Raw genomic sequence first — 16,303 nt, forward strand, 5'->3', positions numbered from 1 at the left:
TCGCTTGAACCGAGCGCTGCTCATACCCCGCCATATAGGATGGCCGCGCGTTAGACACGCCGAATTCGGCTCACAAAAAAGTTTAAGCCGCAATTGACCACGCTGCTGACTCGAGACGGGCAAGGATTGGCGACTTGACTTATAACACTAACGCGGATTTCAATCTCGCGTTCTATTGGCGGAATACTTACGATAACCATCTAATTAACCCGGTGCTTGTATAAGAAAGGCGCTTCGGCACAGAATGAGAATTGTTGGCACAAATCCAATTCCTGCTGATTAAAGCGCGGCAACGCCGACTCGTGGTTATTGCTGACAAACTTTTGATCAAAAAATCCACCGCAAAAATCGAGCAGAGCGACACCCTTCCATTACGCATGATTTGGGCGAAGAATCGATGGATGAACGCGGCCACCGCTGACGCTAAGGGCATCGACTCGCCGACTCAAGCCAACCGAGAATCGCGTGATTTGCTCTATTAAGTACGCAAACTTGATAGGACATCATCGCAATTTTCATCGGTCAAATTCCGAGCTATCTTCGTTTCCTGCCATCCTTTTACGCTGGCACAGCGATTTGAGTCAACGTGAACAGCCGGCTTCGCTCCCACTCTCGAAAGGTTTGCGACCAGCCTCGCTTGCGTCTGTCGATATGCGAAGGACCTAGCGTTCTTCGGCGACAATTTTGTCGGAGGCGCAGCGGTCTCGGGAAGCCCCTTTCCGCTTCCTCGAACCAAGTATTATTGGCCTCACCCCATGCGCCTAATGGCGCGGTCCGATGGTCATGATGCGCCCCGTCCGAGCGGCGAGGCGGTTCCATACGAAGCAGCAATGATCGTGGATGTCGTCGTAGGATTTTAAGATGCGGTTCGACCGCCAGTTGTCGCGCACGAACTGCCAAACCTTCCCGACCTGGTTTAGCTCGGGTCATTTTGCTGGCAGCGGCATTACGGCCCCGCGCACCCGGCAACACGGCGACGGCGATCTTGGCGAGGTCGAGCGTCATCCTTTCGGTGTTGCAGCGCTGCAGGACGGGCGTCGCGCCTCGGATGTACAGATGGCGTCATTGATATAGGCCGAGGTCGTCCGCTGGTCGTTCGGAGCCGACGGTCGTGTTCCCCGCCGCGCCCTACGTCGGGTGATGCCGTTCTGCTGGCCCTACCCGCGCTTCGTCCTGCCACCACAGTTCTATGGCTATGCCCTGGAGGAGCGCGGCCCGGATCGCCGCCATCTGGGGGGTTATTTTTTAAAATGCCGGGATGGCGTCCGCGTCCTGCGCATAGTGGCGTGACCGCACCGTCAGCTTGCGGTGTCCCATCGCACGCAGCTCGCTGCTCAGCGTCTGGGGACTGATCGACACGGCGAACTTGTCGTGAACCCACGCCGCGAGATCGACCAGTCGCCAGCGTACGACGCCATACGTGGCCGGGATAGGACCGCTTTCGACGGCCGCCGCCAGCGCCACTCTCTGCGTTGCATCGAGCCTCGGCCGCCCCCGGGGGCTTTGCTATCGACCAGGCCAGCGGGTCCGTTGCAGTCGAACCTCAGCGCCTATTCGCGCACCGTTTGCAAGCCGACGCCACCGATCCGCGCCGCTCGATCCGACTGCCACCATCATAAATCACCGCCAGCACTAGAAGCCGACGGACCTGTCCGGCATCGCGCCGAGACTGCGCCAGCCACCTCAGTTCCGACTTCGTCAATGCGCCCTCAACCTAACCGCCGTCGCCAACGCAACCTCGCTCGACAGGGAACGCTGAATCACGTCGGCGGACTCCTGGGAATCGCCCGTGTAAGCCAGGCTTCACGACTGTTGGTGTTAGCCCTGTGCGCTGGACTCGTATCTCCCCGCCCGAGCTTGGGCCTGATCCGACGGAATGGCAAACGATGCACGATGGAGATCGCATGACGTCTTTATTATTTGTTAGGCTCTTGCCGCACTGCAACATCCATGCGAGTGTCCGATGGCCTCTGGGCAAAGGTTAACGACGAGGGGGCTGCAGTGCATGACGCGGCGGACAGTAGCAGGCAATTTGCCGCGGATCGTCGGCGGCATCCGCCATATCTGCTTTATGGTCTTCTCATTTCAGCGCTCGGATTAAGCACATACGTACTTGGCGTTTTGCTGGTCTTCCCGCGCTATATTTTACCATACGGTCATAGTCTTGACTCATTGGCCGAGTGGCTCGTTTGGTACAGCGGTGTCCCGCTCGTGCTTGGCTTGGCGCTAATTATGTTCGACCTCCTCTACTTGTTGAGGCACCGGAAACCCGATCGACCCGTTCGCTTCACAGCAATAGAGCGACGCCGCGTGACTGTTGCGCTGACCGCATATAACGATGAGGAGAGTGTCGGCCCGGCTGTTCGCGACTTCGTCGAAAACCCGATGGTCGAACGCGTAATCCTTGTGAGCAATAATAGCGTCGATCGAACATTCGAGCGCGCTTTGGAGGCAGGGGCAATTACGCATAACGAACTCCAGCCCGGTTATGGTAGATGCGTGTTTCGCTGTCTGAGCGAAGCCGCTGCGTTCGATGATACCGAATTTGTGGTTCTATGTGAGGGCGATCTTACGTTTCGTTCCTATGATATCGAGAAGCTGCTTGCGTATGCGCCACACGCCGACATCGTAAACGGTACGCGCACGGTCGAGCCACTCCGGCAGCATGAGACGCAGCTGAGCACTTTTATGTATTACGGAAATCTTTTTGTCGGAAAGCTCCTTGAAGCTAAGCATCTTGGTCGTGGGACAATGACCGACGTAGGTACGACCTACAAACTATGCCGCCGGAGCGCCCTAGAGCGCCTTCTTCCCGCAGTAGACCCGGCTATCAATCTTGAGTTCAACGCACATTTTCTTGATCGCGCTTTGGGACTTGATCTCGTCGTCGTCGAGTGTCCAATAACATTTCATCCTCGCGTCGGCATTAGTAAGGGCGGGAATATAAATAATATGCGAGGACTGAAGGTCGGGGTCCGGATGATATACGGCATTCTTTTTGATTGGCGGTGGATGACATGAGTAACGCCTATCACGATACCCGTCTGGCATTAGATCCTAAGCGCGCCAAGGTTTGGCGCGCTTTATGGCGTTTTTGGTTCAGCAAACGGATTAGCTTAGCGGACACAGTACTTGATATGGGATCTGGGTATGGTGACTTCATAAACACTGTCCGTGCGAGACGTTGCATCGCTACCGACCAATGGGCGGGCCTCCACGATCATGCTAGTCCCGGAGTAGAGGTGATCATCGGCTCAGTCGAGGAGCTGTCTGGGATAGAACTCGGTTCGGTCGATTATGCTTTTGCATCGAACCTTTTCGAACATCTCGAGCAGGAACAGTTTTCCAAGGTCCTTAGTCGGCTGCGACCGCTTCTTTCGCAGAGAGGAACGCTCACAATTCTGCAGCCCAATTATCGCTTTGCTTATCGTGAGTATTTTGACGACTATACTCATATTGCAGTCTACTCACATATTAGCCTCGTTGACTTCTTACAAGCAAACGGGTGGGAAGTACTGGAAGTGCATCCACGTTTTTTACCGTTGACAGTCAAGTCTCGATTACCGACATCCGATATGCTAATAGGTGCCTATCTGAAAAGTCCTATTAAGCCTATGGGTAAACAGATGCTCGTTGTTGCGCGACCAAGTAGTGTTGCCTGATAGATGTTTGTGCGAAAGTCTAAGTTAATCGAATCGACATATCTTGCTATCTTGTCGCTAATTACCGCGATCCCGGTTGTGGGAGTCCTTTGGTGGTGCACTGAAGCGCTGCTCTTTCCTTATGGTCTTGATTATAATGAGGGGATTGTCTGGAAACAGATGGTCGAGATCGTCGCCGGCCGAGGCTATGCACCAATCGATGGCTTTCCCGCTATCGTGTTCCACTATCCTCCTGTTTTTCACCTCGCTACTTTCACGCTCGCGGCGATGGGGCTGGACCCACTGTATTCGGGGCGGATAGTCTCTCTGGTCTCGACCGCCGGCTCTGCGTTTTTTGTCGGTGATCTCGCACGACGCATTATGCCTCAGGGCCCCGCGCTTTTCTCTCGGATTGCGACGATCGCCGGAAGTATAATGTTTGTTCTTTTCGAGGCGGTCTACCGATGGGCTCCTCAAATGCGTGTGGACGCTATTGCCTGTTTCTTCGCGATTGCTGGGTTATGGTGCGTCACGCAGTGCGACCGACGCAAGGGGCTGATCTATGTCGCCTCGGTCTGCTTTGTTCTCTCTGCTTTTAGCAAGCAAGTTTCGGTAGTTGCTGCTGCGGCAAGTTTTGTGACACTCCTACTGCTTCGTCCCCAACAGGCAACAAGAGCGATCTCGACAACCCTTTTGCTTGGTGCTCTAGTTCTTGCTGCGCTAGTTTGGCAGACGCACGGCGGAATAATATATCATCTCTTTTTGTATAATATTAACCGTTTCGAGATGGCACGGATACTTCCCAACCTTCGAGACGGAACTCGCCTCGACATCCCATTATTTCTGATTTGTGGATCGGGCTATCTGAAGATGGCTGCAGAATCATGGCGCGATCGTCGCCTCAAGACAGAACCTAAATTGACCAGGACAGCAATTCTGTTCTTCGTTCCTATTGCCACGCTATCGCTGGTGACAACAGGTAAGTTCGGATCGAGTAGTTCATATTATATTCAGTGGATTGCGGGGTTAGCGGTCTGCGGCGCGTTCGCCGTAGCATCAATCTTGCAGAGCGCCTCGAGCCAGCTCTCGCTTGGTTCACCCATCAGGGCGATTTGTTGGGCGCTAATACCACTATTGCTGGCACTCTCTATGGTGGGACACCCGAACCGATGGCTGTTAAAGTCGATTAACGCGAGACGAGGTGAGGATGCCGAACTCGTGCAGATACTCGGACCCGTCAAAGGCGATATTATATCCGACGAGATGGTCATTTTGATGCGTATGCATCGTCAAATTGTTTGGGAGCCAGCAATATTCGCCGAGCTGGCGCGGGCAGGTAGATGGGACGAGCGCATCGTGATTGCACGGATCCGAGATCACCGAGTTGGCGCGGTATTGAGTGACGGCGATCGCGGATCCACGTGGTTTGACGAACGTTACAATCCGGCCGTTGCAGACGCGATCGACGAGGCACTCCCTCGCAAAATCCGCGTTGGTTCACGCGTTGTCCACCTGCCCGCAGCTGCAGCTACGTCGACTATCGAAACACCCATATCCGCTGCGCCGCGAAGGTAAGAAGTGGCGTAAGGATCAGTGTCGGGGGCAAGGCTACCCAATTCGGCTCCATCAGGACCTTGGTCACTAGATAAGTAAGAGCGACATTGGTGACAAGGCCAGCCGCTTGGACTACGAGGAAACGCAACGGTAGCCTTACTTTTTCGTTTCGGCTGCCGTGACCCGCAAAACTCCAACGGCTATGGAGCTGGAAGCTCAGCAGCAACGAAGCTAGAAAAGCCGGAACCACAGCGAACTCAGCTTCACCCTGCGGCAGCAGCTTGTCGGCGAATATCAGATATATCAGTGAATATAATGCTGCGGCAACTGCACCTGCGATAGCGTATCGGCCTAACTGAGTGCTCATTTATGTCACCTTGTTACCGCTTGAGACGCTATAATCGAAAGGCGATGGCGCGGCTGGCCTACAACGGCACGGCGTCATTCGCCGTGCTTCTCTCGCTCCCTGTAGCGCTGCGCGGCGCGCTGGTCGAGGGTAAGCGCTGTGCTGACCCCGCCTTGCTCATGACGGCGTAACCCGCGAGTCCTGCTTGTCCCAGGGGCTGGCGGTGCTGATGCTATGATGATGTCATGTGACGATGCTGGCTCGATGGGCGGTCGTGCGGCGCGGATCGAGGTTTTCACCGGCACGAGGCGGCGTCGGCCATGGTCCGATGATGAGAAGGCGCAGATCGTTGCCGAGAGCTATGCCGGCAACGGCATCACCGTCTGTGACGTGGCGCGTCGGAACGACATCTGCCCCAGCCAGCTGTTCACGTGGCGGCGGCAGCTGCGCCGCCCGGTGGAGCCCGCCGAAGCGCCATTGTTCGTGCCGGCGATCGTCGAGCCTGAAGAGGTTCCATCGCCGCTACCCGCAACATCGGCGGCCAGATCTCCGCGACGACGTCGGTCTGCCCGTCGCGGCAGTATCCCAGCCCCGATCGAGGTGAGCATGGACGGCATTTCGGTGCGGATCGGCCGCGGTGCCGATGCGACCCTGATCGCGGCGGTACTGGATGCGCTGAAGGGCAGCCGTTGACGGCGCCGGGGCCAAGCGGTGCCACCCGCGTGCTGGTCGCCACGCGGCCGGTAGATTTCCGCAAGGGGATGGACGGCCTGGCGGCGCTGGTGACGGCCCAGCTCGGCGGCGATCCCTTCTCCGGCGTCGTCTATGTGTTTCGGGCCAAGAAGGCCGACCGGGTCAAGCTGGTTTGGTGGGACGGCACCGGCCTGTGCCTGATGGCCAAGAAGCTGGAAGCCGGCGCCTTTAGCTGGCCGTCTGTTCATGACGGCGTGATGCGGTTGTCCGCCGCCCAGCTCGCCGCACTCGTGGAAGGTCTGGACTGGCGCCGGGTGCATCAGGCCAGACGCACGAGAGTGCCGCAGATCGCCGGCTAAGCCACTGTGCCTGCGGTAGATTGACTCATATCGGCGGTAGCCCTCGACGCGCGTGCGCGCGCGTGATTCACTACCGCTATCATGCTCGCCGTAGCTGATCTTCCCGACGATCCCAAGGTGCTCCGCGCCATGATCGTCGCCGCCCACGCCGAGACGGCGCGGCTCATGGCGAAGGTGGAGCACGCGACGGCGGAGGTCGCGCGCATTAGCGCCGAAGCTGAGCAGAACGCCGTCGTCCAGGCTGAAGCCGATGCCGAGATCGCTCGGCTGAACAGCATCATTGCCGCCTTCATGCGTCACCGGTTCGGTCCCCGCTCGGAGAAGCTTGACGACGACCAGCTCGAGCTGGTGCTCGAGGATCTCGGCATCGCCCTCGCCAAGGTGGAAGCGAAGCTGGATACGATCAGTTCACCCAACGCGCGCGCCGAGAAGCAGCGCTGTACCAACCGCGGCCAGCTGCCGGCGCATCTTGAACGCGTCGAGCAACTGATCGACGTCGACAGCAAGCAGTGTGCCTGCTGCGGCGGTGATCTCCATGCCATCGGCGAGGATGTGGCCGAACGCCTCGACGTGGTGCCGGCAGCTTTCCGGGTGCTGGTGACCCGCCGTCCGCGTTATGCGTGCCGTGCCTGCGACGGCCAGGTCGTGCAGGCGCCGGCACCGCCGCGGATCGTCGAAGGCGGGCTGCCGACCGACGCGCTGGTCGCGCAGGTGCTGGTCTCCAAGTACGCCGATCATCTGCCGCTCTACCGCCAGGCCCAGATCTACGCCCGTCAGGGCGTCAACCTTGACCGTTCGACATTGGCAGACTGGACCGGCCGCGCCGCCTGGTGGCTGACGCCGCTGCGGGATCACCTGCTTGCTGTCCTGAAGCGGGGACCAAGGCTGTTCGCCGACGAGACGACGGCACCGGTGCTCGATCCAGGACGACGACGCACCAAGACCGGGCAGATCTGGGCCTATGCCCGCGATGATCGACCATGGGGCGGCACCGATCCGCCGGCGGTGGCCTTCATCTACGCGCCCGACCGCAAGTCCGAGCGGCCACTGGCACATCTCGCCGGGTTCAGCGGCATCCTGCAGGTCGATGGCTATGCCGGTTACAACAAGCTCGGCCGCCGCAATGACGTGGCGCTCGCGTTCTGCTGGGCCCATGCGCGCCGCAAGTTCTTCGAGCTCGCCAGGGCCGACGCCTCACCAACGGCCACCGAGGCACTACAGCTGATCAAGGCGCTCTACGCCATCGAGGACGAGATCCGCGGGAAGGACGCCGAAGCCCGTCGCGCTTTGCGGCAAGAGAAGAGCGAGCCGATCGTCGACGCGCTGTTCCGACTGCTCACCGCCCGGCTCCCCCTGGTCAGCGCCAAGAGCAAGCTGGCCGAAGCGATCCGCTACGCTACCTCGCGACGGACCGGCCTGACGCTGTTCGTCGAAGACGGCCGCGTTGAGATGGACAGCAACACCGTCGAGCGGACCATCAGGCCCATTGCCCTTAACCGCAAGAACGCCCTGTTCGCCGGCTCCGACGACGGCGGCGACAACTGGGCCGTCATCGCCAGCCTCATCGAGACCGCCAAGCTCAACGCCGTCGATCCACTCGCCTGGCTCACCGACACCCTCGAGCGCCTTGCCCGCGGACACTCCAGCCAGAACCTCAATCAGCTCATGCCGTGGAACTTCCAAGCCTGAAGGGCCTCGGCACATCGCTTACGGTCGAGGGGTTGCCCCGACCCCCTTATCGCGCGAGTGGCTTACGGTCTAAATCCAGAAGCCCGAAATCTGTTACAGCCTGCCATGATTCAGATATCTCTACGATTTCAAAATTCTAGGCTGGTTGACAGCGGCTACTTTGCGGTGCTTGCCAACAACTCGGAAAAATTACCTGTAAGTCTGGTTTTTGGGAACAGTCTGGCAGGTCTGGTTTCTTGTGTTGCTCAAGCACTCAGTAGTCCATCCATAGATGGCAAGGCAGGCCGATGATCGTTTCCTTAGGATTGGGCCTTACTGCGGCGCTATTGCTCTTTCAGGCGAACAGACAGTGATGTTCCCGCTGAAGGGGTAACCGTTCCGCGATGTGCAACTACCGATGCGTCGTGAACTATAACATGATCGTCTTCGTTGCTGAATTCTGGCACCGCAGACTCGGTCCAAAGGCCGACGACATACACTCCAAACATTATGGCCCAAACCAATAGGCAGACATAGAGGACCGATCGCGCGGTGACGTTGCCCATGGGCATCTCCTGACCCAGCGCTTTTTGCGACAACGCTGGTCTCTCGGCAAAATGCCACGACCCGGCGGCGAAGCATAGCGTGAAGCCGTTGGGAGCGCATTGGGCGGTCAATCACATTCTGTCGGGCTCACCACAAGGCAGGAATGCATTGCCCGACAGCTTGCGCCGTATCAAAGCTGTAACCTCGCTGTTTTTCTTTTTCCTGCAGTATCTTAGCCCCGCCTTGTGGCGGGTTCCAGCCGCGGATTGACTGCACAAAATGCTATTTAATGAAAGTGTTCTTTGTTTGTTCCGCTTGGGGAGCGTCACAGCCACGTCGTTACTCTGAAGTGAACAGACAGGGAGTGCGAGTTGATGGGGCCAACAGGTGGCATGATATGCCTTCACTACTGGGTAATCCGAGACCGATAATCTAAGCATACCGCCCCTTCACCTTTGGCTCGGGCATCTGGTTTGTCACGACCCGCGACGGCGGGTTCGCGATCGTATCGCCGCTGACTGCAATCGTCGATGATTAACTGCGCCATCACATCTTTACTGATCCGATCTGGTACGGCTAAACGCTGGTGTTCGAGATGCACTATTTTGCTCGCGTTGCCGGGGCCATTATCGCCGCAGGCTTTGTGCTTGAACGCGACGCTCCGCCAATCGGGATGGACGATCACATGCCAACGATCTTGCTTCAAGCGGACCATACGCTCCGATAACTTAAGCGAGTGGCCTATATCTTGATCCGACGAACGACCACGCTTGCAACTCCCTTGCCAAGCCCCCCTGCCCCACTGATATCCTGTGGGCGATGAAAACCGGGATCGACCATCTGCCGGCGGCGAAGCAGCGCGAGCTTGAGCGCGTTATCGCGATCCTATTCGAGGCGTTCGAGCTGGCGCAGGCCAACGCTATCGGCAAGCGGGCAGCGGGACGGATCCAAAAGGTCGTGCTCTACGGCAGTTACGCCCGCGGTGGCTGGATCGATGAGCCGCACACCGCCAAAGGCTATCAGTCGGACTACGACCTGCTGATCATCGTCAACCAGGGCGAGCTGACCGACCGCGTTGCCTATTGGGGTGACGCCGAAGAGAGGCTCATCCGCGAGTTGTCGATAACCAAGACGCTTCGGACCCCGGTAAATTTCATAGTCCATACCCTTCAGGAAGTGAACGACGGACTGGCGCACGGGCGCTACTTTTTCATGGATGTCGCGAGGGACGGCATCGCCCTCTACCAGTCCGACGACACCGACCTCCATACCCCCAAGCCCAAGACGCCTGAGCAGGCGCTATGCATGGCGAATGAGTACTTTGAGGAATGGCTGCCGGCAGCCATGGGCCGCGACAAACTTGCAAAATATGCTTTTACCCAGGGCCTCCTTAAACACGCTGCGTTCGAATATCATCAGGCAGCCGAGAGCCTCTACCACTGCGTTCTGCTCGTGCTGACGTTCTACACGCCGCACGTCCATAACATCGCCTTCCTGCGGTCGCAGGCAGAGCGGCTCGATGCCCGTCTGATCGACGCGTGGCCGCGCGATAGCCGCAAACATCGCGTGATGTTCGAGAAGCTCAAGGACGCTTACGTCAAGGCGCGTTACTCGAAGCACTACAGGATCGATGCCGCCGAGCTTGAGTGGCTCGGGCGGTGCGTCGAGACGCTCGGTCAAGCGGTCCATGCTGTGTGCGCCAGCCGCATTGCGGTGCTCGAAGCGGCGGTGACGTCGACCCAGAACGGTGCGGCCCGTAGCGCTGGGTGAAGCGAAGAAGAGGCGCCGCGGGGCCTCTCGGTCGAGCATCTCGTCACAGAAATTGAGGTCTTCGAACAGCTGCAACAGGTAGTCGAGGCAGGCTTTCTCGGCCGGCAAAGTTTCGGGAGGCGCATCCGACACGGACACCACTTTCGCGCGGTGGGATGATGGACGCCTCAAGTCGGTCAATAGCGTCGCGACGGGTGAGGGCGAGGCTATCCTGAAAGACGTTATCTCAATTGCCGCGGTGCTGCGCAGGCAATCCGCCACCGCGTCGTCGCAGCGGACAGCTCGGATAACGGACTGACGCCACGCCGCCGCCAGCGCCGCAGCAGCAGTACGGGTGTCCTGCCGCCCTCGGCGGCGAGCTGGAGGCGCCGCGTCGCGATCATGTCAGCCCGCCTGACCTCACCGACCACCGCGGCGAGCCCGCCGTGCCGGAGCGCGTCCTCCATGAGCGCCAGGACCTCCTTGTCATCGCGTCCTTCGGCAAACAGCACCTTGGCCGGCGTCAGTCCCGCCTGCTCGAGCCCCGGCGCATATAGATCGAAGCGACCGACGACCCACAGCACGCGTGCGTCGGCGGCGGCGGCAAACCGCGCGGCGGCGCCGGCGATGAAGAGGGTAGCCGCCGCATCGTCGCCCAGCGACGCCGCGGCCGGAGCGAACTCGTGCACCGCGGCAGCGTGGAGCCCGCCATCCGCCAGCCTATGGTCGAGCGCGGCAACGGAAAAGCCGAGCGCGGAAAGCCGGTTCGCGCCCTCGACGACAGCGAGATGCTCCCGGAGACGCGACAGCGATTCTGATCTGGATGCGATGGCGGACATGAAAAGCACGACTCGTTTGTTCGCTCTATGTTCTTATCAACGACCGCCGACGTCAAGCCGGGTTGTGGCTTCGGCCCTTCAGCGCGTTGGGGTCGGCAACTGAATTCAGCATCATGGAGTGGTCGTCGGCGCCTAGATGATCGACGCTCGCGGGGGTGGGAACCACTCGATCGTCATCTACAGCAGCGGTTACGTCCCCGGCTAAGATGACACGGTCGGCGGGATCGCGGATCCATCGACGAGGATTTTGGAGTAGCGCGGTGCGAGGGGACAACCCACATCGAAGAGGTAATTCGGAGTGACTTGATGAAAAAGGCGGTCGATCCCAAGCTCAAGGTATTCTCAGCCCAGATGGGCTTCTACGATTCCGTCGTCGCGGCGCGCAGCCAGACGGCGGCGCTCGAGGCGTGGGGCACCCGGCAAAACCTGTTCGCCAGCGGCCAGGCGAGGCAGACGGACGACGCGCAGGCAGTCGAGGCGGCGCGGGCGCAGCCCGGCGTGCCGCTTCGGCGGCTGATCGGGACCACAAACCCCTTCGAACTGAAGCCCCGTGGCCTTCCCGAGATCCCCGACGCGCCGCGAAAGTGGGCCGAGGACGTCCATCCCCAAAAACCGCCCGCTAAGCCGCCTAGAAAGAAGAAGCCTGCGGATCGCAGGCCGCTCGATAAGGCCGAGGCCGCGCTCCGCCAAGTCGACGAGGACCGCAAGCGCGAGGAGGCCGAACTCCGCCGACGGCAGGACGAGCTCGATGCGGAACGGGAGGCGTCGCAGGCACGGTATGTCGAGCAGCGCAAACAGGCGACCGGTGCTGTCGTCGAGGCGCGGACCGCCTACCGGAAGGCCGGCGGCACCGACTGATCAGCCGGCCTTGCGCGCCCGCGGCTTCGCCGCCGGCGCCTTCTTGGCCGCGGCCTTGTCGTCCTTCGCCGCATCCTTGGCCCCCGACTTGGCGGCACCTTTCTTACCCTCGAGGCTGGCGCGGAGCGCCGCCATGAGGTCGATGACGTTGGTATTGTCGGGCTCGGCAACGGCGGCGGGCTTGTGACCCTTCTTCTTCTCCTCGATCAGGTCCTTCAACGCCTTCTCGTACCGGTCGACGAATTGACTCGGGTCGAACGGCCCCTCGCGCTGCTCGATGATCTTTTCGGCGATCGCGATCATCCCGGCGTCGGCCTTGTCGTCGCTGATGCCGGCGAAGATCTCGTCGGACTTGCGGACTTCGGCGTCGGACCTGATCGTGTAGGCAAGGATACCCTTGCCGCGCGGCTCGAGCGCCAAGATGCGCTCGCGCGTCGCCATGACGATGCGCCCGAGCGCGATCTGCCCCGACTTCTCCATCGCGGTGCGGATGACGCCGAACGCCTCCTGCGCCATCTTGCCGTCGGGGGCGAGATAATAGGGGTTGTCCCAATAGAGCCGATCGATCTCGTCGCCGGCGACGAAGCGTTCGATGTCGATGGTCTTGGTGCTCTCGAGCTTGACCGATTTGATCTCGTCGTCGGTCAGCAGAATGTATTCGCCCTTCGACACCTCATAGCCCTTGACCAGCTTCGACCGCTCGATCGGCCCCGTGTCGGGGTCGGTCGTGATCATCTTGATCCGGTTGTTGGTCTCGGGGTTGATGAGATTGAAGTGAACATCGCCTGCGGCGTTGGTCGCGGTATACATCGCGACCGGACAGGTCACGAGTGAGAGCTTGAGATGACCCTGCCAGCTTGGACGATACGCCATGTCGCTTCCTCGCGGCGCGGACGAGGGCGCCAGGAGCGATCAACGACCCTCGCGCGAAATCGTTTCCCGACCGATATCGTCACCCGCAGGGGGTCGTCGCACCAGTCTCGAGATCGATGGTGAAGCAATGCTCGTGGCTGGTGCCGACCTCGCGCACGATCACCCGCATCTCGTTGTCGTCGGCGATGGGTGGATGGAAATCCTCGACGTAGGCGACCGCCGCCGCCTCGAACGACGCCTCGTCGAGCAATCGGGCGTGATGCTGGTCGATGTGCCGGGCGTGGACGCTGAACCGGCGGGTCGCGGCTTGAGGCATGGTCTGTTCTCCTTCACCCTCAACGCCGCGACGAGAAAATCGACTCATCGATCAAGTGCGATCATTGTGATTGTCGGACGTTTATCTGACCAGTCCTACCGAGGCGCCGATGGCCACGACCAAGCTCGAAAAATACCAAGGCATGCGGGACTTCGCGCAGACCGCTGAGCCGTCGGGCGACGACGCCAAGGTCGTGCCGTCGCAGGCGCTGCGCTTCGTCATTCAGAAGCATGCCGCTAGCCACCTCCATTTCGACCTCCGCCTCGAATTCGAAGGGACGTTTCGCTCCTGGGCCGTGCCGAAGGCGCCTTCGCTCGATCCGCACGACAAGCGCATGGCGATGGAGGTCGAAGATCATCCGCTCGACTATGGCGACTTCGAGGGCATTATCCCGAAGGGCCAGTATGGTGGCGGCACGGTGATGCTGTGGGATCGCGGCTATTGGGCCCCCGAGAAGGGGTTCGAGAACATCGCCGCGGCGCTGGCCAAGGGCGAGCTCAAGTTCGTCATGGAGGGCGAGCGGATGCACGGCTCGTGGGTCATCGTCCGGCTCAAGGGCGACGGCCGCGGCAGGCCGAAGAATGCGTGGCTGCTGATCAAGCACCGTGACGAGGGGGCGGTCGAGGGCAACGTCACCGGTCCGAGCGACGACGACCGCTCGGTGGCGTCGAAGCGCACGATGCCCGACATCGCCGCCGGTAAGGGCCGTTCGGCGAAGCCGTTCATGACCGCCGGCGGTGCCGACGCCGGCGCGGTGTGGCAGAGCAACCGCTCGACCGCGACGGCGGGACCGAAGGCGGCCGCCGGAACGAAGACCAAGTCCCCCGCGGAGCCCGGCAAGTCGGCCAAGGCCGTCGTGGCTGAAGTCATGCCGGCGTTCATCGAGCCGCAGCTGACGACGATGGTCGACAAGCCCCCGGCCGGCTCGGGTTGGGCGCACGAGATCAAGTTCGACGGCTACCGCATGCAACTGCGGACCGTCGGCGGCAAGGCGACGCTGCTCAGCCGCAAGGGACTCGACTGGTCGGCGAAGTTCCCCGAGATCGTCGCTGCCGGTGCCAAGCTCGGCGACGGGATCGTCGACGGCGAGGTCGTCGCGCTCGACCACACCGGCGCGCCCAGCTTCGCCGGGCTGCAGGCCGCTATTTCCGACGGGAAGACGGAAAATCTCGTATTCTTCGCATTCGACAGGATGTTCGAAGGCCACGAGGACCTCCGCCCGCTGCCGCTGCTCGCGCGGAAGGAGCGACTTGCCGCCAGCCTCGACGGACACGCGGCGAACCTGCGCTACGTCGATCACTTCGTCACCGCCGGCGACGCCGTTCTGCTGTCGGCGTGCCGCATGGATCTCGAGGGGATCGTCTCGAAGAAGGTCGACGCGCTCTACGTCTCCGGTCGCAGCGAGAGCTGGGCGAAATCAAAGTGCCGCCAAGGCCACGAGGTTGTGCTCGGCGGCTGGACGACCAACGGCGACGCGTTCCGCTCGCTGATCGCGGGGGTCCATCGCGACGGCGAACTGGTCCACGTCGGCCGCATCGGCACCGGGTTCGGCCGCGACGTCGTCGCCGCGATCATGCCGAAGCTCAAGGCATTGGCCAGCGACGTCAGTCCGTTCAAGGGCAAGGGCGCACCTCGCAAGACCGCCGACATCCATTGGCTGCGGCCCGAACTCGTGGCTGAGATCCAATACGCCGGGTTCACCGGCGATGGGTCGCTGCGCCAGGCGTCGTTCAAAGGGCTGCGCGACGATAAGCTGGCGGCCGAGGTCGAAGCCGAGGCACCGGCCCCGCCGACGACCGAACTGCACACTCCGGCACCGACGCCAGTCGTGACGACGACCGTCCGGTCGGCGACGGTGATGCCGCGTGGATCCACCGTCGTCATGGGCCAGACGATCTCGCATGCCGACAAGGCGCTCTGGCCCGACGCGAACGACGGCCAACCCGTGAGCAAGGTCGAGCTCGCCCGCTACTACGAGGCGGTCGGCGAATGGATGCTGCCCCACCTCAAGGGCCGACCGTGCTCGATGATCCGCATGCCCGATGGGATCACCGGCAAGCAGAACTTCTTCCAGCGTCACACGTCGAAGGGCCAGTCGTCACTGATCACCGAGGTAGAGGTCCGGGGCGACCGCCAGCCGTACATCCGGTTCGACACCGTCGAGGCGCTCGTCGCAGCGGCCCAGACCGGGGCCTTGGAACTACACCCGTGGAATTGCGAGCCCTTCCTGCCCGAGCAGCCGGGCCGCTTCGTGTTCGACCTCGATCCGGCGCCCGATGTGCCATTCGACGCCGTCATTACCGCCGCGAAGGAGGTCCGCGACCGCTTGTCGGCGCTCGGGTTGGTCGGCTTCTGCAAGACAACGGGCGGCAAGGGGCTCCACATCGTCACCCCGCTCGACGGCAAAGGCGTCGACTGGCCGACGGCCAAGGCGTTCGCCCGCGACGTCTGCAAGGTCATGGCCGCCGACGCTCCCGACCGCTATCTGATCAACATGGCGAAGAAGGAGCGCACCGGGCGCATCTTCCTCGACTACCTCCGCAACGACCGCATGGCGACAGCGGTGGCGCCACTGTCCCCGCGCGGACGGCCCGGCGCGCCGGTGTCGATGCCGATCAGCTGGTCACAGGTGAAAAAGGGGCTCGATCCTGCGAAATACACGGTGCGCACCGTGCCGGCGGTGATCAGGAAATCCTCGGCCTGGGCTGACTATTGCAGGAACGAGCGCCCTCTCCGCGAGGCGATCACAAAGCTGGGCAAGGTCTGAAGGCGGCTGCGAGAGAGTCAACGACGACGTCGCGCTGGCAATATCCAGGCCTGCTCGCTGTTGCCATTAGCGACATTCGATCAGGCTATCCTGA

Annotated in this window: 16 protein-coding genes and 1 pseudogene; 11 read left to right on the forward strand and 6 right to left on the reverse strand. The window is 61.0% G+C overall.

Annotated elements, in window-relative coordinates:
* Nucleotides 1–254 precede the first annotated feature (254 nt).
* Nucleotides 255–482: a hypothetical protein gene (locus tag KZX46_RS03595; RefSeq protein ID WP_219773931.1), complete on the forward strand. Its 228-nt coding sequence runs from the start codon at nucleotides 255–257 to the stop codon at nucleotides 480–482.
* A 279-nt stretch (nucleotides 483–761) separates the two neighbouring features.
* On the opposite strand, the pseudogene KZX46_RS03600 reads toward KZX46_RS03595, so the two are convergent.
* Nucleotides 762–1,702: pseudogene (locus tag KZX46_RS03600) on the reverse strand (winged helix-turn-helix domain-containing protein).
* A 254-nt stretch (nucleotides 1,703–1,956) separates the two neighbouring features.
* Here KZX46_RS03600 and KZX46_RS03605 point away from each other — a divergent pair.
* Genes KZX46_RS03605 through KZX46_RS03615 form a run of 3 tightly spaced genes read left to right on the forward strand, consistent with a single transcriptional unit; the run spans nucleotide 1,957 to nucleotide 5,216 of the window.
* Entirely contained in the window at nucleotides 1,957–3,021 is a 1,065-nt protein-coding gene (locus tag KZX46_RS03605) for a glycosyltransferase (RefSeq protein ID WP_226895847.1), read from the forward strand.
* Nucleotides 3,018–3,662 carry a class I SAM-dependent methyltransferase gene (locus tag KZX46_RS03610; protein ID WP_219773933.1) on the forward strand — a complete coding sequence of 215 codons (645 nt, stop codon included), beginning with the start codon at nucleotides 3,018–3,020 and terminating at the stop codon, nucleotides 3,660–3,662. Before KZX46_RS03605 ends, KZX46_RS03610 begins: the two co-directional genes overlap by 4 nt.
* A 9-nt stretch (nucleotides 3,663–3,671) precedes the next feature.
* Entirely contained in the window at nucleotides 3,672–5,216 is a 1,545-nt protein-coding gene (locus KZX46_RS03615; RefSeq protein ID WP_219773934.1) for a hypothetical protein, read from the forward strand.
* Here the strand turns inward: KZX46_RS03615 and KZX46_RS23440 are convergent.
* Complete coding sequence (locus KZX46_RS23440; protein WP_219773935.1) at nucleotides 5,179–5,562, reverse strand: GtrA family protein; 384 nt, start codon at nucleotides 5,560–5,562, stop codon at nucleotides 5,179–5,181. The genes KZX46_RS03615 and KZX46_RS23440 overlap by 38 nt on opposite strands.
* A 44-nt stretch (nucleotides 5,563–5,606) precedes the next feature.
* Between KZX46_RS23440 and KZX46_RS23190 the strand changes: the two genes are divergently transcribed.
* From KZX46_RS23190 to KZX46_RS03635, 4 genes are all read left to right on the forward strand, one after another.
* Nucleotides 5,607–5,732, forward strand: a complete 126-nt coding sequence (locus KZX46_RS23190) for a hypothetical protein (RefSeq protein ID WP_255614772.1) — start codon at nucleotides 5,607–5,609, stop codon at nucleotides 5,730–5,732.
* Nucleotides 5,733–5,775: 43 nt separating this feature from the next.
* Complete coding sequence (locus KZX46_RS03625) at nucleotides 5,776–6,234, forward strand: transposase (protein ID WP_216711671.1); 459 nt, start codon at nucleotides 5,776–5,778, stop codon at nucleotides 6,232–6,234.
* Complete coding sequence (gene tnpB / locus KZX46_RS03630; protein WP_255614771.1) at nucleotides 6,231–6,593, forward strand: IS66 family insertion sequence element accessory protein TnpB; 363 nt, start codon at nucleotides 6,231–6,233, stop codon at nucleotides 6,591–6,593. Before KZX46_RS03625 ends, tnpB begins: the two co-directional genes overlap by 4 nt.
* Before the next feature lie 81 nt (nucleotides 6,594–6,674).
* Nucleotides 6,675–8,282, forward strand: a complete 1,608-nt coding sequence (locus KZX46_RS03635) for an IS66 family transposase (RefSeq protein ID WP_219773920.1) — start codon at nucleotides 6,675–6,677, stop codon at nucleotides 8,280–8,282.
* Nucleotides 8,283–9,213: 931 nt separating this feature from the next.
* Here KZX46_RS03635 and KZX46_RS03640 read toward each other — a convergent pair.
* The gene (locus KZX46_RS03640; RefSeq protein ID WP_219773936.1) at nucleotides 9,214–9,522 is read right to left on the reverse strand and encodes a hypothetical protein; all 309 of its coding nucleotides are present in this window, start codon (nucleotides 9,520–9,522) and stop codon (nucleotides 9,214–9,216) included.
* 104 nt (nucleotides 9,523–9,626) lie between these two features.
* On the opposite strand from KZX46_RS03640, the gene KZX46_RS03645 reads away from it, so the two are divergent.
* Nucleotides 9,627–10,577: a HEPN domain-containing protein gene (locus KZX46_RS03645; RefSeq protein ID WP_219773937.1), complete on the forward strand. Its 951-nt coding sequence runs from the start codon at nucleotides 9,627–9,629 to the stop codon at nucleotides 10,575–10,577.
* 221 nt (nucleotides 10,578–10,798) lie between these two features.
* Here KZX46_RS03645 and KZX46_RS03650 read toward each other — a convergent pair whose 3' ends face one another.
* Nucleotides 10,799–11,395, reverse strand: coding sequence for an ImuA family protein (locus KZX46_RS03650; protein ID WP_219773938.1), 597 nt, complete (start codon nucleotides 11,393–11,395; stop codon nucleotides 10,799–10,801).
* A gap of 306 nt (nucleotides 11,396–11,701) precedes the next feature.
* On the opposite strand from KZX46_RS03650, the gene KZX46_RS03655 reads away from it, so the two are divergent.
* Nucleotides 11,702–12,253 (forward strand): hypothetical protein, encoded by a 552-nt coding sequence (locus tag KZX46_RS03655; RefSeq protein WP_219773939.1) that lies wholly within the window; start codon nucleotides 11,702–11,704, stop codon nucleotides 12,251–12,253.
* On the opposite strand, the gene KZX46_RS03660 is transcribed toward KZX46_RS03655, so the two are convergent.
* Nucleotides 12,254–13,126, reverse strand: a complete 873-nt coding sequence (locus tag KZX46_RS03660; RefSeq protein ID WP_219773940.1) for a Ku protein — start codon at nucleotides 13,124–13,126, stop codon at nucleotides 12,254–12,256.
* A 79-nt stretch (nucleotides 13,127–13,205) separates the two neighbouring features.
* Nucleotides 13,206–13,442 (reverse strand): DUF5961 family protein, encoded by a 237-nt coding sequence (locus tag KZX46_RS03665; protein WP_216710504.1) that lies wholly within the window; start codon nucleotides 13,440–13,442, stop codon nucleotides 13,206–13,208.
* Between the two features lie 109 nt (nucleotides 13,443–13,551).
* Here KZX46_RS03665 and ligD point away from each other — a divergent pair, with 109 nt between their 5' ends.
* The gene (gene ligD / locus KZX46_RS03670) at nucleotides 13,552–16,209 is read left to right on the forward strand and encodes a DNA ligase D (RefSeq protein WP_219773941.1); all 2,658 of its coding nucleotides are present in this window, start codon (nucleotides 13,552–13,554) and stop codon (nucleotides 16,207–16,209) included.
* The last annotated feature ends 94 nt before the right edge of the window (nucleotides 16,210–16,303 follow it).

Origin of the sequence: Polymorphobacter sp. PAMC 29334, assembly GCF_019431245.1 — a bacterium.
GTDB classification, from domain to species: Bacteria; Pseudomonadota; Alphaproteobacteria; order Sphingomonadales; family Sphingomonadaceae; genus Polymorphobacter_B; species Polymorphobacter_B megasporae.

Coding starts and splice junctions, on each gene's coding strand:
- KZX46_RS03610 (WP_219773933.1), top strand. CDS start 3,018: ATGAGTAACGCCTATCACGATACCCGTCTGGCATTAGATCCTAAGCGC.
- KZX46_RS23440 (WP_219773935.1), bottom strand. CDS start 5,562: ATGAGCACTCAGTTAGGCCGATACGCTATCGCAGGTGCAGTTGCCGCA.
- KZX46_RS23190 (WP_255614772.1), top strand. CDS start 5,607: ATGGCGCGGCTGGCCTACAACGGCACGGCGTCATTCGCCGTGCTTCTC.
- KZX46_RS03625 (WP_216711671.1), top strand. CDS start 5,776: ATGATGATGTCATGTGACGATGCTGGCTCGATGGGCGGTCGTGCGGCG.
- KZX46_RS03635 (WP_219773920.1), top strand. CDS start 6,675: ATGCTCGCCGTAGCTGATCTTCCCGACGATCCCAAGGTGCTCCGCGCC.
- KZX46_RS03640 (WP_219773936.1), bottom strand. CDS start 9,522: ATGGTCCGCTTGAAGCAAGATCGTTGGCATGTGATCGTCCATCCCGAT.
- KZX46_RS03645 (WP_219773937.1), top strand. CDS start 9,627: ATGAAAACCGGGATCGACCATCTGCCGGCGGCGAAGCAGCGCGAGCTT.
- KZX46_RS03650 (WP_219773938.1), bottom strand. CDS start 11,395: ATGTCCGCCATCGCATCCAGATCAGAATCGCTGTCGCGTCTCCGGGAG.
- KZX46_RS03655 (WP_219773939.1), top strand. CDS start 11,702: ATGAAAAAGGCGGTCGATCCCAAGCTCAAGGTATTCTCAGCCCAGATG.
- KZX46_RS03660 (WP_219773940.1), bottom strand. CDS start 13,126: ATGGCGTATCGTCCAAGCTGGCAGGGTCATCTCAAGCTCTCACTCGTG.
- KZX46_RS03665 (WP_216710504.1), bottom strand. CDS start 13,442: ATGCCTCAAGCCGCGACCCGCCGGTTCAGCGTCCACGCCCGGCACATC.
- ligD (WP_219773941.1), top strand. CDS start 13,552: ATGGCCACGACCAAGCTCGAAAAATACCAAGGCATGCGGGACTTCGCG.